Below are 15,458 nucleotides of genomic sequence, written 5' to 3' on the forward strand. Positions count from 1 at the left end.
AGCGATCAAACTATGATTAGCGGCACAGCGCTGGGCGGTACTGGGACGGCACAGTCGTGGTGGCCGTGTTGCAAGCCCAGGTGAGGGGGACGTCGGGGGTTGCACCGGCCGTGGGCACCAAGCCAATAACCGTGCCATCAGCCAAAGAGTTCGTGCCTCTTACGGTAGCCGAAATCACACCGTTGGCACCCACACCAAGAGCAGACACATAAGTGGTCAGCTGCGTGATGCAGCCAGCCGACTGTGTACTACCCGGAAGCGTTCCCTTCGTTTGATGGAACTCGGCGACCGACGTCTTGCAGCCGTCGGCGGCAAGCATCGCCTCGGACACTTTGGCGCGGATCGTGTAGTTCTGATATGCCGGCAGCGCGATCGCTGCGAGGATGGCGATGATCGCGATGACGATCATCAACTCGATCAAGGTAAAGCCTTTCTGCATCGCTTTCATTTGGGGGTTCCTTTCTATGGTGATTCGGAGTCGCGCATTCGATCTGGCTCGGGGGCCATGCTTCCTTGGCGTCCGGCCAAGTTCGATCCAATGCGCGGTGATTTGTTCAGCAAACGTTATGCCAAACGCCACCAGCTGTGGATGATCTCTGCGAAATAACAAACAGTTAGCGTTTTTTTCCTCTACCAGTTTAGTAAGCGCGAACCTGATGACAGAAACTCGGAAAATGTGTCGGGATTCACGTAATGACGAAAAAGGTCACAAAGTGACATTCCGCGGCGCAATCTGCTGCTGCATGGATGCCCTCGAATCGGCGAACCAACGAACCAACGAACCGACGAACCGACGAACCAACGAACCAACGAACCAGCGAACCAGCGAACCAGCGAATCGGCGAACCAGCATTGGGTGGCAATGCCGCGTGTCTGCAGTCAACTACCAGGGATCGATGGCAATGGCATCAAGAGGGCGCTTGTTCGTGCGCGACAAGATCATTGTGTAGGAGTCGGTGCGGCCTTGCAGTGGAAGATAGGCGAGTTGGTCGGCAAGCTGGCTACTGCCCGCGATATAGCGATCGGTAAGAGCCTTGTTGTGTTGCGATTTAGCCGCGAGTTCGGTGAGTGGCTTAGCCTTGGTCAGCATCGCGTCGGCAACGTCGGCATAGGGCACGTAGTACTTGGGGAGTTTTTCCAGATCTTTGCCGGCGATGCCGGAGAAGGCCAGGTCGTTTCTTTCCTTGGCATCGGTGGGCATCACTGCCCCAACCAGGCGCGGGCCAGTCCACGATCTCGTCGCGAATTCGGATCGCTTTGCCTGGGCAAGATCGGCATCGTCGAGGTCGTTTGCGTAGACAGGGATGAATCGGTCCAGTGCCGCAACGATGAATACCGGCCGTGCCTCTGCGATTACCGACAGGCCATAGAAAAACGCGCAAGCTTGCAGCAACGATATGCAAGCTAGATCGAAGCGAAGCCCTTTTTTACCCGCTCGGTAGACGACCAGAGTCAGCAGTGGGCCGATGACGATATCGACCCCCATGATCAGCAGCATCAACGTGCTGCCGCCAGCGACCTGAAAGTACGGATGTGGGTACCAGACAAAGTAGATCAGGCAGCCGACGAGGGTGGCGATGGTCAGGCTGATTCCGAGATGGATGCCGGCGGCTTGGAAGCGGTTCACGATGCAAGGCACGATTGTTCGGGGCGGAAAAGGATAGCGGTATCACTATCGCCGTTTCCATATCATGCGCACAGTCCCGAGGAGGCGGGATGAGCGGCGCGGCGGCAGGCAGGGTAAACTTGGCATCTGCGTGGGACGGCCGGCTGCGGAGCGTTCCTTGAACGCTTTGTCGCCCTCCTGAGGAGTTTCGTCCATGTCTGTGAAAGTCGCCATCAATGGCTATGGCCGCATCGGCCGCAATGTGCTGCGTGCGCTGTACGAGTCCGGCCGTACGAATGAGATCCAGATCGTCGCGGTCAACGATCTCGGCGACGCGGAGACGAATGCGCATCTGACCCAATACGACACGGCGCACGGGCGCTTTTCGCACGAAGTCAGGGTCGAAGGCGGCGATCTCGTCATCGGCAAGGACAAGATCAAGGTCTGCGCCGAGCGCGACCCGTCCAAGCTACCGTGGAAGGACCTCGGCGTCGACGTGGTGCTCGAATGCACGGGGCTGTTCACTTCGAAGGCCAAGGCTTCGGCGCATATTGCCGCGGGTGCAAAGAAAGTGATCATCTCGGCGCCGGGCGAGAAGGACGTTGACGGCACGTTCGTCTACGGCGTCAATCACGACAAGATCACCGCCAAGCACGAAGTCATCTCGAACGCTTCGTGCACGACGAACTGCCTGGCGCCACTGGCCTGGGCGATCAACGAAAAGATTGGCATCCAGCATGGCTTGATGACGACGATCCATTCGTACACCAACGATCAAGTGCTGACCGACGTGTTCCACAAGGACCTGCGCCGGGCGCGTTCGGCGACGATGAGCCAGATTCCGACCAAGACCGGCGCCGCCGCCGCGGTCGGCCTGGTGCTGCCCGAGTTGAACGGCAAACTCGACGGTTTCGCGATGCGCGTGCCGACGATCAACGTCTCGGTCGTCGACCTCGTTTTCGTCGCCAAGCGCGCGACGAGCGCGGACGAGATCAACGCCGTGATCAAGGAAGCGAGCGAAGGCCGCCTCAAGGGTATCCTCGGCATCAACAAGAAGCCGCTGGTCTCGGTCGACTTCAACCACAACCCGCTGTCGTCGATCTACGACGAGACGCAGACGCGCGTCATCGACGGCACGCTCGTCAAAGTACTGTCGTGGTATGACAACGAGTGGGGTTTCTCCAACCGTATGCTCGACACGACGCTGGCGTTGGCCAACGCTCGTTGAGTTCAATCCCGTCTCGGCGATCGCGTGTATCCCCGATAAGGAATCCTGCGTAGAAATCTGTCATCCGGGGCGGAAGAATCCGCCCCGGTCGATGTTGAGCAAGCTGTTCTACAAATCAACGGCCCGGCACTCGGCAGCAGGTCCGCGAGGCTCTCAAACTGGCCGGGGATGCGCCATTGTTTTTCGCCGAGCAACTGCCGTTGTGGCTGTACACCAGCGGCATATCCCAAGAACTCGATTCGCAGTTCGTTGCCGTCTGGGTATAGCCGGCGGGGCATGCCGGTGCTGCGGAATCGGCGGTACTTCCGGCCGCAATTGTGACCACAGTGTTTGCCGTATCGCTGCACTGCAGCGCGGTCGCCTGCGGGTTGACGAAGTAGCCGGTGACATCCGCCACGACATGGGTCTGCGCGTAGCTATAGATCGTGAGCTCGTTCGCCGCGGCTCCCTGGTCGAGCTTGATGATGCCCAAATTGGCGACGACCGCCCCAGCCGTGTAGTTCAATGTCGAGGCGACGGGGCGCGTGGTTCCGTACGGATACGCCGTCAAAAATCCCGATGCCGACGGAGTGATCGCGACGAAGTTGATCGCCACTGCGGCAAAAGACCCTGCGCCTCCGATGCCGCAATCCGTCGAAGAGCCTCCTTGGAAGGAATAGTTGCTGACGGCGGTGACGTCGACGTCACGCGTCGTGAGGGCTGCAATCGCTCCGCCGGCCACGCGCGTATCGAGAATGCGGCAAGGGGATACGGGGACGAATACGAGATCCGAGGCTGCATCGCCCAACGATGCGGGCAAAATCGCCGGGCCGCCGATACCCCTCGAAACGGACAGCGCTTCGCTCAGGCTGGAAGCCGTGCGAACTGCGTCGAATTCGGCATCGCCGCCACGCATCAGGTTTCCGATCAGTTCGAGACGGAGTTTCTCTTCGTCGCCGCCCGACTTTGTCCCGGCCGACAATTTGTCGGCGAGGGCCGTGGCGCGCTCGAGCTTGATTTGGGCGCGGGAGAGCTGCGTTGCTGGTACGGCGTTGGGTAACGAAGGGGTGGAGACGTTCGCGGATGCCGATGCTGCGCCGCGGCCGCCCGGCGGCCCATTTTCGGATCCGTTTGAAGCGAAAAGACTGCTGCTGCCGGCCGCAACGGCAACGCACAAAGCGATGCGAAAAGAACGCAAGTTCATGTTGATCCCCAGTTGGTTGATTAATCCCCGATCGAGCCTGCCGGCTCGCATATGCCTGAATTGACGACCCCATCGTGCGTCAGGCACCGATAAACGGTACAGAACGGGAGAGGGGCGGGCAAGTTCTCGAAGAGCCGGTGCTTCGGCCCATACGCCTGCCCCTTTGTCTTTGAAGCAAGATTCAGCCTGCCGCGATAACAAGTCGAGAAACGCCCGCGCTCAAAAGCATGGCCACGGCCGGAACACCGTTCATCCCGTCGGCGGAGACTTTGGGCGATTCCGGCGCATATGCCCGCACGTTAGAATGCCGCGCAGCCTGAGTTTGCGATCGACAGTTCAAAGGAGTGTGTGATGTCGTTTCGTGTTTTCTGGATTTGGATGTTCTTGCCGCTTTGCTTTCTCGCCGACCGGACCTTTGCTAATGAGCCGACGGATGACAGTCGCTATGCGATGGTCAAGCTGCTCGATGCGCAGGCGCCCGCAGCCGACCGGCAGGCAACGTTCGACTACTTCAACAAGCTGGCGCTCGCTGGAAACACCGCTGCGCAATATTTGATCGGATCGTTATATCGGATCGGCGACCGCCTGCCGGGCAACGTCGCGCCGCGCGATCTCGATATGGCGAACAAGTACCTGAGCACGGCGGCGGCGCACGGTCATCTCCGTGCGATGGCGAAGATGGCCGAGCTTGAGCTGTCACGCAAGCATTACCTTGAGGCGATGATCTGGGCGCAGTTGTTCGGCTATTACGCAGGTCTTAACGGCGCCGATGCGAAGACGATCAAGGACAGTTCGGAAGCGGCTTATCTGGCCGATCTGATCCGGCGTGTGGCCGACCGTCTCGACGCCAAGCAGATGCCGACGGTGCAGGAAAACATGAACGTCGTCATCGCCGAGCATGACGCGGATATCCGCAAAGGCATGGCCGGTGGGGCCAATTCATTTGGGTCTTCGTCCGGAAGATTGGAATACCGCAATTCGGGTCGGCACAAATTCGTCGATCCGCCGCGCCACGGCGAACCGAAGGACGTGCTGGCGGACTATCTTGTCGCGTTCGATGCGAAAGGCGAGGCCGCCCAGGCATGGCTCATCGATGCGCTGCCTGACGTCGATCTCGGCAAGTCGCTCAAGGTTGTCGCGCTCGGCGTCGAGATTAATGAAGACCCGGCCGCAAGTGGCTTGCGCTGGGGTGTGGTGCCGATCAATTTCAGCTGGGGACGGTCGCATCTGCTGCCGGCAAAGAAGTGATGCGACAGAACATGTGGGCGGTCGGCTAAAGAGTCGGTATCGCGTCGCGCGGCGATCATTTCCGCACATCGGTTTTCGCGCGTGAATGTCGATTCACGAAACTGAATCGACACGGTCGGATGCCTTCATCCCGACCTCGCCTGCTGTTAGTCTCGGCGCACCCTCGAAGATGGAGTTTGCCCCATGCGCATCGTCGTGACGAAGATGGCCGTGCTTGCCGCCGCGGCTTTGCTGTGGTCCGGCGCCGCGGGCGCGCGCGAGATCACCTGCGATATGAGTTTCTCGCTGTCCGGATGGTCGGCGTTCTACAAGACCGCGTCGGGCATGGGCATGGTCAGCTGCAGCAACGGCGCGAAGATGAAGGTCGAGATTCAGACCCGCGGCGGCGGCATCACCTTCGGCAAGTCGGAAATCAAGGACGGCTACGGCAAGTTCTCGCACCTGTACGACATCCAGGACATCCTCGGCACTTACGTCACCGCGAGTGCGAGCGCCGGCGCGGTCAAGTCGGCCGAAGCGCAGGCGATGACGAAGGGAACGATTTCGCTCGCGATCTCCGGCAAGGGACAGGGCTGGGACCTCGGTTTCGCTTTCGGCAAGTTCACCATCTCGCGGCCCGGCGCGCGGCCGGAAGACTGAGCGACCGCTCAGCCGGCGTCCTTCTCCGAGCGCATCGTTTCGATCAGGGCAATCTGCAGACGCGAGTGCAACTGCACGAGCGTCCGCCAGAGCAGGGCCAACACGAGTGCGCCCATCAACAGCACGGCGATCAGCAATTCCGCGGGCGGCAGAATCGACGACGACAGCGCGCAGACGAGCAAAAGCATGCCGGCGATCGACACAGCCGGAATCAATTCGGCGAGCACACGGCGCACGCGCTCGCTGCCGCGCCCGGTGCCGCGCACACTCATCTCGGCGAGCAGCATCGCGAGCGCTTTGAGCTTGCGGTAGGCGGCGATCAGAAACGGCATCGACAGGAGCAGCGCGGCGCTCCAAATCACGGTGTTCTGCAACGACGGTTTCGGCAGCCAACTCGACAAGTCGATCGTGTGCGTGTTCGCCAGATACGCGCCGCCGCCGAAGATCGCGGCGACGAGGCAGGCGTTGACGAAGACCTGCAGGAGGATCTTGCGGATCATCGCCGCGATCGTCGCACTGTCGCCCTCGAAATGCAGGTTCTGCAGCCAGTCCGTATACAGATGGAAAAGGCGCAGTAGCGGCGTCGGCATGGCGCGGCGCACCGCGACGGTGACCGGGTCGGAAGCGCGAATCAGGTAAGGCGTCAGCAACGTGGTGATCGCCGATACCGCGACGGCGACGGGATAGAGAAAGCCGCTCGTCACTTTCAGTGTCAGGCCGAGCGAGGCGATGATGAAGGAGAACTCGCCGATCTGGGCGAGGCTCATGCCGACGCGCATCGAGGTGCGCCCGTCCTGGCCGGCGATATAGCTGCCGGTGCCGCAGGAGACGAGCTTGCCAAGCACGACGACGATCGTGATCAGCGCGATCGGCCAGGCGTATTCGACCACGACGCCCGGGTCGAACATCAAGCCGATGGCGACGAAGAAGATCGCACTGAACATGTCGCGGATCGGTTCGATCAGATGCTCGATGCGCTTGAGCGAGCGCGACTCGGCGATCACCGCGCCGATCAGGAACGCGCCGAGCGCCACGCTGTAGTCGAGTTTGATCACGATCAGGCAGAAGCCGAACAGCAGGCCGAGGATGGACACCAAGAGCATTTCATTGCTGCCGACCTTGGCGACGTAGTCGAGCAGGCGCGGAATTGCGAGGATGCCGAGCACGAGCGAGACGACCATGAAGATGGTCAGGCCGCCGAGCGTGTGCATGACCTGTCCGGCTTCGACGTTGCCGGTCTTGGCGATACTCGACAGCAAGGCGATCATGCCGATCGCAAGGATGTCTTCGATGATCAGGATGCCGAACACGAGCTGGGCAAAGCGCTCGTTCTTGAGCTTCAGCTCGCCGAGCGCCTTGACGATGATCGTCGTCGACGACACCGCGAGCATGGCGCCGAGGAACACGGAGTTCATCGTGCCCCAGCGGAAATACGAGCCGATCAGGTAGCCGAGCCAGACCATCAGCACGATTTCGGCGAGCGCGGCGACGAGCGCGGTCACGCCGACCTGGCGCAGGCGCGGCAGGCTGAATTCGAGGCCGAGTGAAAACAGCAGGAAGATCACGCCGAGCTCGGACAGCGTATGGATCGTGTCCTTGTCGGTGATCAGCGAGGCATACCAGTTCGTATGCGGGCCGATGAGGACGCCTGCGGCGATGTAGCCGAGCACGACGGGTTGGCGGAGCAGGTGAAACACGACTGTCACCACGCCGGCGGTCAGCATGATGATGGCGAGGTCGTGAATAAAGGCGATGGTGTGCATTGGTCCTCGCGGTCGATATGGCCTCCATCTTCGCGGATCGCGCTGCGATCGGCAATGCGCGAGAGCATGAAATCGGCGATGCGTGGGCCTGGGCGCCGCGTGTGACACGAAACGGCAATCGCCGAGTCACATTCGCTCCCTAGTCTGCGTCCAGCGAATGCCGATGGGGATCGTGCGTTCTGGGGAGAAAACTTTCTGACCAGTGAACCACGGAGCAACCCATGCGCAAGTTATTAACTGTTGCCGTCGCCACAGCGTTGGCTGCGGTGTGCCAGAGCAATGCCTTCGCCATCGAAGACACGGCCGAGAATTTCAAGACCGCGACGCCGATCAAGCATCTCGTCGTGATCTTCCAGGAAAACGTCTCGTTCGATCATTACTTCGGCACCTATCCGAATGCGCTGAACCTGCCCGGCGAACCGCCGTTCGTCGCGGCCAAAGGCACGCCGACGGTGAACGGCCTGTCCAGCGCGCTGATGACGCGCAACTCGACCTCGACGAATAAGGCCAACGGCACCGGCGCGACGAACCCGTTCCGCCTGAGTCCGGCACAGGCCTCCACGGCTGACCAGGACCACGACTACACGCCGGAACAGCAGGCCCTGCACGGTGGCCTCGTCGATCTCTATCCGAAATACACCGGTTCCGGCGGCAACGCGCTCGGCGGACCGCTGCCGCCGAATTCGCCGGCGATCTTCAATACCCCGGGCCTGGTGATGGGCTATTACGACGGCAACACCGTCACCGCGTACTGGAACTACGCGCAGCACTATTCGATGAACGACAACTCGTTCAACACCACGTTCGGCCCGTCGACGCCCGGCGCGGTCAACCTGATCTCGGGCCAGACCAACGGCGTCGTCAGCACTCTCAACGGTACGAGCGACGAAACCGACGACGGCAACGGCGGCCTGACCCTGATCAGCGATGCCGATCCGATCGGTGACGTGTGCTCGAGCCCGACCAACAATCAGGTCATCCTCGGTGGCAAGAACATCGGCGATCTGCTCAACGCGGCGAACGTGAGCTGGGGCTTCTTCTCCGGCGGCTTTGCGCTGGATACCGTCAACTCGAACGGCACCACCGCGTGCAAGCGCTCGACCACGTCGGCGGTCACCGGCGTGAAGAAGCTCGATTACATTCCGCATCACCAGCCGTTCCAGTACTACACGTCGACGGCGAATCCGACGCATGCACGGCCGAGCTGGGTCGGCGCGATCGGCAAAGCGGGCGACCGGGCGAACCACCAGTACGATCTCAAGGATTTCTTCGCCGTTGCCGAACAGGGCGCGCTGCCGGCAGTAAGTTATATCAAGGCCAGCGGTTTCCAGGACGGACATGCAGGCTACTCCGATCCGCTCGACGAGCAGACCTTCGTCGTCTCCGTGATCAACAAGCTGCAGTCGCTGCCGAGCTGGAAAGATACGGCGGTGATCATCGCCTATGACGATTCCGACGGCTGGTACGACCACCAGATGCCGCCGATCGTCAATCAGTCGAGCTCGCCTGACGACGCGCTGACCGGCACGAGCTGCGGCGACGGCAGTTCCGCGTTGCCAGGCTTGACCGCCGCGCACGTCCAGGGTCGTTGCGGCTACGGTCCGCGTCTGCCTCTGCTGGTCATCTCGCCGTACGCGAAGACCAACTATGTCGACCACACCTTGACCGACCAGACCTCGGTCCTGCGCTTCGTCGAGGACAACTGGCTCGGCGGGCAGCGCATCGGCAACGGCTCGTTCGACTCGATCGCGGGTTCGATCAACGGCATGTTCAACTTCACCTCGCCGGTGAATGCGCAGCTGTTCCTCGACCAGAACGGCGAGCCGACCGACGGTTACTATTTCGGCCTGTAACAGCGGCTAAACCGACGTGGGCGGGTGGACTCAGAGCCACCCGCCCATTTGCGTTTGCGGAGTTTGATTTGTTCCTGACTAGACGTTCTCTTTTGCTCGCCGGCGGCGCCGGTCTTGGCGCGTGGCTGGCGCGCACTCATAACGATGCGGTGGCGCGCGTGCCCGAACGCGTGGCCTCGGTTCCCTTGGCGGTCGATCCGCAAAGCCTTGCCGCCTACGTCGACCCGTTGCCGCTGCCGCCGTTGGCGCGCGCGGTCGGCAAGCGCCCGGATCCCAGCGACCCAGCGCGGCAGCTGCCGTTCTACCGCATCGAGATGAAGCCGGCGACGGTGAAGGTACATCGCGATCTGCCGCCGACGCCGATGTGGAGTTTCGGCGGCAGCGTTCCAGGGCCGACCTTCGAGACGCGCAGCGGCGAAGGCCTGCTCGTCGAATGGGTCAACGCCCTGCCGGCGAAACACATGTTGCCGGTCGATCACACGATCCACGGCGCGGAAAAAGAGAACCCCGAAGTACGCACCGTCGTGCATCTGCACGGTGCGCGCGCGCCGTCCGAGAGCGACGGCTATCCCGAAGCCTGGTATCCGCCGGGACAGTCCGCGATCTGCCATTATCCGAACAAGCAGGACGCGGCCACGCTCTGGTATCACGACCATACGCTCGGCATCAATCGGCTCAACGTTTACGCCGGGCTGCTCGGCGCCTTCATCGTGCGCGACAAGGCCGAGGAGGCGTTGAATCTGCCGCGCGGCCAGTACGATATTCCGCTGGTCGTGTTCGATCGCATGTTCGGCAAGGACGGCTCGCTTTATTACCCCGTCTCGGACGATGCGAAATCGCCGTGGACGGCCGAATTTTTCGGCGATGCGATTCTGATCAACGGCAAGCTCAAGCCATATCATGCGGTCGAGCCGCGCAAGTACCGCCTGCGCATCGTCAATGCCGCGAATGCGCGCTTTTTCCATTTCTCGCTGTCGGACGGTTTGAGCTTCATCCAGATCGGTAGCGACCAGGGCCTGCTCGCGGCGCCGGTCGAGCAGAAATTTCTCAGTCTGGCGCCGGGCGAGCGCGCCGACGTCGTCGTCGACTTCGCCGCGGCGCGCGGCAAGAACGTGACCTTGAAGAACGACGTGCTCGACATCCTACAGTTCCGCGTCGGCGAGCGCGCCGCCACGGACGCCGCGGCCGTGCCCGCGGTGCTGCGCCCGATCGTGCGCACGTCCGAGGCGAGCGCGATCAAGACGCGCAATCTGACCCTGGAGGAAATCGACAATCTCGTCGGCGAACCGACGACGATGATGCTCAATGGCCAGCACTGGTGCATGCCAGTGACTGAGAATCCGGTAATCGACACGGTCGAGATCTGGAATCTGATCAACCTGACCGACGATTCGCATCCGATCCATCTGCATCTCGTGCGCTTCCAGATCCTCGACCGCCGCCGTTTCGCCGTCGATGAATACAACCAGACGAAGAATCTGCGCTACACCGGGCGCGTCATTCCGCCCGAGCCGGGCGAGGCGGGTTGGAAGGACACGGTGCGCGCCGATCCCGGCATGGTCACGCGCATCATCGTGCGCTTCGAGGGCTATCCCGGCCGCTTCGTCTGGCACTGCCATATCCTCGAACATGAGGACAACGAGATGATGCGGCCGTTTCAGGTGCTGCCTGCGCCGTCCGCGGCTTGAGTACGCGCGCCGTATCGATCGTTTTCGTCTGCGTGTTCCCCGCGGCCGAGGCTTTTCAATCTTGCTTGGTCGGTCGGTCGAATAGGCGCGGGTGAACCGGGCGGAGCCAGCGTTTACAATGCGCGCTCGTCTCATCAATCCGGGAACCCGCGCATGGCCATCGTCCGCATGACCTCACTCGACCTCAAAGGCAAACGCGTGTTGATCCGCGAGGATCTCAACGTGCCGCTCAAGGACGGCAAGGTCGCGGCGAGCCAGCGTCTCGAGGCCGCGCTGCCGACGATCAAGCTCGCGCGCGACGCAGGCGCGCGCGTGCTGGTGATGTCGCATCTCGGCCGGCCGAAGGAAGGCCACTTCAGCGAGCACGAATCGCTCGCCCCGGTCGCCGCGTGGCTGGGCGGCGCGCTCGGCAAGCCGGTGCGGCTGCTGCGCGACTATCTCGGCGGCGACACGCTCGACGTCGATCCGGGCGAGGTGGTGCTGCTGGAGAATTGCCGTTTCAACGTCGGCGAAGAAAAAGACGATTCCACCCTGGCCGAGCGCTACGCGCAGCTCTGCGAGATTTTCGTCATGGACGCGTTCGGCACCGCGCACCGCGCGCAGGCTTCGACCCACGGCGTGATCCGCCGCGCGCACATCGCCTGCGGCGGTCCGCTGCTGATGGCCGAACTCGACGCGCTCGGCAAGGCGCTCGAACATCCGAAGCGTCCGCTGCTCGCGATCGTCGCCGGTTCGAAGGTGTCGACCAAACTCGAGTTGCTGCAGAGTCTGATCGGCAAGGTCGATCAGCTCATCGTTGGCGGCGGCATCGCCAACACGTTCATCGCGGCCGCGGGATTCCAGGTCGGCAAGTCGCTGTACGAAGCCGACCTGATCGGCACCGCGACCAAGATCATCGCCGACGCCAAGGCGCGCGGCGCCGAAGTGCCGATTCCCGAAGACGTCGTGGTCGCCGCCGAATTCAAGGCCGATGCGCCGGCGACGGTGAAGAAGGTGAGCGAGGTGGCGGCCGACGACATGATTCTCGACATCGGTCCGGCGACCGCGCTGCGCTATGCCGCGCTGATCGAAAAAGCCGGTAGCGTGGTCTGGAACGGCCCGGTTGGCGTGTTCGAGTTCGATGCGTTCGGCAAAGGCACGGAGACGATCGCCCATGCGATCTTCCGCTCGAATGCGTTCTCGATTGCGGGCGGCGGCGACACCCTCGCCGCAGTCGAGAAATACGCGGTCGCCGACGGCATTTCCTATATCTCCACGGGCGGCGGCGCCTTCCTCGAATTTCTCGAGGGCAAGGAACTGCCGGCCGTGGCCGCGTTGAAACAGCGCGCGTAGTTTTTCCTTCTCCCGATGGGAGAAGGGATACACAGGCATTCCCCCGATGAAACTCGTCCTGTTCGACCTCGACGGCACCCTGATCGATTCGGAAATCGGCATCGTCACGTCGATCGAATACGCGTTGAAAAAGCTCGACGCGCCGATCCCCTCGCGCGAGGAATTGCGCAAGTGGATCGGACCGCCGCTGCGTGCAACGTTTCCGCTTGCGCTCGGCAACGATGCGGAAAAAGTCGAGCAGGCGGTCGCGCTGTATCGCGAGCGATTCCAGGATATCGGCTGGCGCGAGCACGTCGTTTATCCCGGCATTGCCGATGCCATTGCCGCGCTCGTGCGCCAGGGCCTGCATTTGGCGGTGGTGACGTCGAAGCCCGACCTCTATGCCGGCAGGATTGTTGCGAGCCTGCCGTTCGGCGCGCATTTCGAGCACGTCTACGCGGTCGGCGCGGGCAGCGCGCACAGCGAGAAGGCGAGCCTGATTGCGCGCGCGCTTAGCGAGTTCGGCATTGCGCCCGACGACACGGCCATGGTCGGCGATCGGCATTTCGATATCGAAGGCGCGCTCGCCAACCGGGTCCGCGCGGTCGGCGTGACTTGGGGCTTCGGCGATCGCACGGAATTGGAAACCGCCGGTGCGCAGGCGATCGCCGAGTCGCCGCAACAGCTTCTCGCCCTCGTGTCGGCTCCCGCCGATGCGGGCATCGCACTGCACTGACTGCAAGAATCCCGTAACGCCGGATTTGCGATGATGTCGGCGTATTTTCAACGAGACGTGTCGTGATCGAATCCGGGTCCCTCCTTGTCGGCTGGCGCGAATGGCTGGTCCTGCCAGAGCTCGGCATTCCGGCGATCAAGGCGAAGATCGATACCGGCGCGCGCACCTCGGCGCTGCACGTCGATACGCTCGAAGTCGAGGAACGCGACGGCGTGACCTGGCTGCGTTTCAGCGTGACGGCGACTGGCCGCAAGCATGCGCCGCGCATCGAATGCGCCGCTCCGGCGATTGCGCGCCGCACGGTGACGGATTCGGGCGGGCATGAGACGTTGCGCTGGTTCATCCGCACGCGCGTCGAACTCGGCGGCACCGGCGTCGACATCGAGATCAACCTGACCGACCGGCGCAATATGCTGTTCCCGATGCTGCTCGGCCGCAGCGCATTGAGCGATCGTTTCGCCGTCGCCCCGGGCCTGTCGTATCGTCTGGGAAGGCCGAATCTCAGAAAAAAAGCGCTTGATGCGAATCCGCACGGATAAGCACGGATAAAGCCGGTCCGGCAAAAAACTCAAGGCTCGACACGCCTGAATCCGTGTTGATCCGTGTGCAAAATACCCCCTCAAAATACTGCGAAAATCCCCCGATGAAAATTGCGATTCTCTCGCGCAATGCCAAACTGTATTCGACGATCAGCCTCGTCGCGGCCGCGCGCAAGCGCGGCCACCGCGTGCGCGTGCTCGACCCGCTGCGCTGCTACATGCGCATCGAGCCCGGCAAGTTCCAGATGCGCTACAAGAGCCGCGCGCTCAATGGCGTCGATGCGGTGATTCCGCGCATCGGCAACTCGATCACGTTCTACGGCACCGCCGTGCTGCGCCAGTTCGAGATGATGGGCGTGTACACGCCGAATTCGTCCGACGCGGTGCTGCGCGCGCGCGACAAGCTGCGCTCGCTGCAACTACTCGCGCGCGAGAATATCGGCCTGCCGGCGACGGTGTTCGGCGACAACCCAGACGACACTTCCGATTTGCTCGCCCTGCTCGGCGACCCGCCGCACGTGATCAAGCTCAACGAGGGTGCGCAGGGGCAGGGCGTGCTGCTTGCCGAGAAGCGCAGTTCTTCCCAGGGCATGATCGAGGCGTTCCGCGGTCTCTATGCGAACTTCCTCGTGCAGGAGTACATCAAGGAGTCGAAAGGCTCCGACATCCGCTGCTTCGTCGTCGGCGGCAAGGTCGTCGCGGCGATGCAGCGCCAGGCGCGCGACGGCGAGTTCCGCTCAAACCTGCATCGCGGGGGCACCGCGACCGTGGCCGACCTCGATCCCGTCGAAACCGATACCGCCGTGCGCGCGGCGCGCACGATGGGGCTCAATATCGCCGGCGTCGACCTGTTGCGCTCCAAGCGCGGGCCGCTCGTGCTCGAGGTGAATTCCTCGCCGGGTCTGGAAGGCATCGAAGGCACGACCGGCATCGACATCGCCGGCGAGATCATCGAGTACATCGAACGGCGCGTGCGCCGGCAGGCGCGCCGGCGCTGAACCGGCGCCGGCTTTTTGCCGTGCGCGTGGCGCGCGGCTCGATTTACGAAAGTCTTCGTTGACACGTGCCCGGCGCCCGAACTACGATGGATTACGTAGTAATTCCTTCCATCAACCACTTCGGGGGCCGTCGTGAAGCAGTCCGTTTGCCGTTTCGTGCTGTTCGTGTCGTTGTGTGCATCCGCCCTGGGCGCCATCGCCGCGGATAACAAGGTCATCGAAAAACCCGTCGTCGCCGATACGGCGGAGAAATTCGACGCGCAAGCCGCGGAAATCCGCAAGGAAATGAGCAGCGGCGGTCGTTACGAGTACATCCGTCCGGACGAACGCGCCAAGGCCGAGACGGATCTGAACTCGATGGCCGCCATGCTGCAGAAGTCGGGTTCCGTGGCCGCGATGTCGAAAGACGAACGAGTCCAGCTCTTCAATACTCAGGAGCACGTCAACGGCATCCTGACTCACAGTGACAGCTATCGCCTGGTCTGCGAACGCGTCGCCCCGACCGGTTCGAGCATTCCGGTGACGAAGTGCCGGACCGTCGCCGACATCGAAAGAAACCGCCTCGACACGAAGAAGGCGATGCAGGACGCGATGACGATCGGCAGCAAGTGCGCAGGCTCAAATTGCAGAGGCAATTGATTTGAGGTGGAATAGCGCCCCGCGATC

14 protein-coding genes are annotated in these 15,458 nt (G+C 62.3%); 10 read left to right on the forward strand and 4 right to left on the reverse strand.

Annotation, left to right across the window (positions count from 1 at the left end):
• Positions 1–16: 16 nt before the first annotated feature.
• Positions 17–448, reverse strand: a complete 432-nt coding sequence (locus FFS30_RS14075) for a pilin (protein ID WP_137913806.1) — start codon at positions 446–448, stop codon at positions 17–19.
• 435 nt (positions 449–883) lie between these two features.
• Positions 884–1,627 (reverse strand): TfpX/TfpZ family type IV pilin accessory protein, encoded by a 744-nt coding sequence (tfpZ, locus tag FFS30_RS23870; RefSeq protein ID WP_171014618.1) that lies wholly within the window; start codon positions 1,625–1,627, stop codon positions 884–886.
• A gap of 193 nt (positions 1,628–1,820) precedes the next feature.
• Between tfpZ and gap the strand changes: the two genes are divergently transcribed.
• Positions 1,821–2,834, forward strand: a complete 1,014-nt coding sequence (gene gap, locus FFS30_RS14085) for a type I glyceraldehyde-3-phosphate dehydrogenase (RefSeq protein WP_137913808.1) — start codon at positions 1,821–1,823, stop codon at positions 2,832–2,834.
• A gap of 115 nt (positions 2,835–2,949) precedes the next feature.
• Here the strand turns inward: gap and FFS30_RS14090 are convergent, their stop codons facing one another.
• Positions 2,950–4,104 (reverse strand): hypothetical protein, encoded by a 1,155-nt coding sequence (locus tag FFS30_RS14090; RefSeq protein ID WP_137913809.1) that lies wholly within the window; start codon positions 4,102–4,104, stop codon positions 2,950–2,952.
• A 264-nt stretch (positions 4,105–4,368) separates the two neighbouring features.
• Between FFS30_RS14090 and FFS30_RS14095 the strand changes: the two genes are divergently transcribed.
• Positions 4,369–5,265 (forward strand): sel1 repeat family protein, encoded by an 897-nt coding sequence (locus tag FFS30_RS14095; RefSeq protein WP_137913810.1) that lies wholly within the window; start codon positions 4,369–4,371, stop codon positions 5,263–5,265.
• 183 nt (positions 5,266–5,448) lie between these two features.
• The gene (locus tag FFS30_RS14100; protein WP_137913811.1) at positions 5,449–5,904 is read left to right on the forward strand and encodes a hypothetical protein; all 456 of its coding nucleotides are present in this window, start codon (positions 5,449–5,451) and stop codon (positions 5,902–5,904) included.
• Between the two features lie 8 nt (positions 5,905–5,912).
• On the opposite strand, the gene FFS30_RS14105 is transcribed toward FFS30_RS14100, so the two are convergent.
• Positions 5,913–7,667, reverse strand: coding sequence for a cation:proton antiporter (locus FFS30_RS14105; protein WP_137913812.1), 1,755 nt, complete (start codon positions 7,665–7,667; stop codon positions 5,913–5,915).
• A 221-nt stretch (positions 7,668–7,888) separates the two neighbouring features.
• On the opposite strand from FFS30_RS14105, the gene FFS30_RS14110 reads away from it, so the two are divergent.
• The 7 genes from FFS30_RS14110 (at position 7,889) to FFS30_RS14140 (ending at position 15,431) form a co-directional block, all read left to right on the forward strand.
• Entirely contained in the window at positions 7,889–9,520 is a 1,632-nt protein-coding gene (locus FFS30_RS14110; RefSeq protein WP_137913813.1) for an alkaline phosphatase family protein, read from the forward strand.
• A 68-nt stretch (positions 9,521–9,588) separates the two neighbouring features.
• Complete coding sequence (locus tag FFS30_RS14115; RefSeq protein WP_137913814.1) at positions 9,589–11,208, forward strand: multicopper oxidase; 1,620 nt, start codon at positions 9,589–9,591, stop codon at positions 11,206–11,208.
• A gap of 153 nt (positions 11,209–11,361) precedes the next feature.
• Positions 11,362–12,540 (forward strand): phosphoglycerate kinase, encoded by a 1,179-nt coding sequence (locus FFS30_RS14120; RefSeq protein ID WP_137913815.1) that lies wholly within the window; start codon positions 11,362–11,364, stop codon positions 12,538–12,540.
• A 46-nt stretch (positions 12,541–12,586) separates the two neighbouring features.
• Entirely contained in the window at positions 12,587–13,255 is a 669-nt protein-coding gene (locus tag FFS30_RS14125) for an HAD hydrolase-like protein (RefSeq protein ID WP_137913816.1), read from the forward strand.
• Positions 13,256–13,317: 62 nt separating this feature from the next.
• Positions 13,318–13,794, forward strand: a complete 477-nt coding sequence (locus tag FFS30_RS14130) for a RimK/LysX family protein (RefSeq protein ID WP_137913817.1) — start codon at positions 13,318–13,320, stop codon at positions 13,792–13,794.
• A 104-nt stretch (positions 13,795–13,898) separates the two neighbouring features.
• On the forward strand, positions 13,899–14,792 hold the full coding sequence (gene rimK / locus FFS30_RS14135; protein ID WP_137913818.1) for a 30S ribosomal protein S6--L-glutamate ligase: 894 nt from the start codon (positions 13,899–13,901) through the stop codon (positions 14,790–14,792).
• Positions 14,793–14,924: 132 nt separating this feature from the next.
• A complete protein-coding gene (locus FFS30_RS14140; RefSeq protein ID WP_137913819.1) occupies positions 14,925–15,431 on the forward strand; it encodes a hypothetical protein in 507 nt (168 codons plus the stop codon).
• The last annotated feature ends 27 nt before the right edge of the window (positions 15,432–15,458 follow it).

Origin of the sequence: Rudaea sp. 3F27F6, from assembly GCF_005503555.1 — a bacterium.
Taxonomy (GTDB): Bacteria; Pseudomonadota; Gammaproteobacteria; order Xanthomonadales; family Rhodanobacteraceae; genus Rudaea.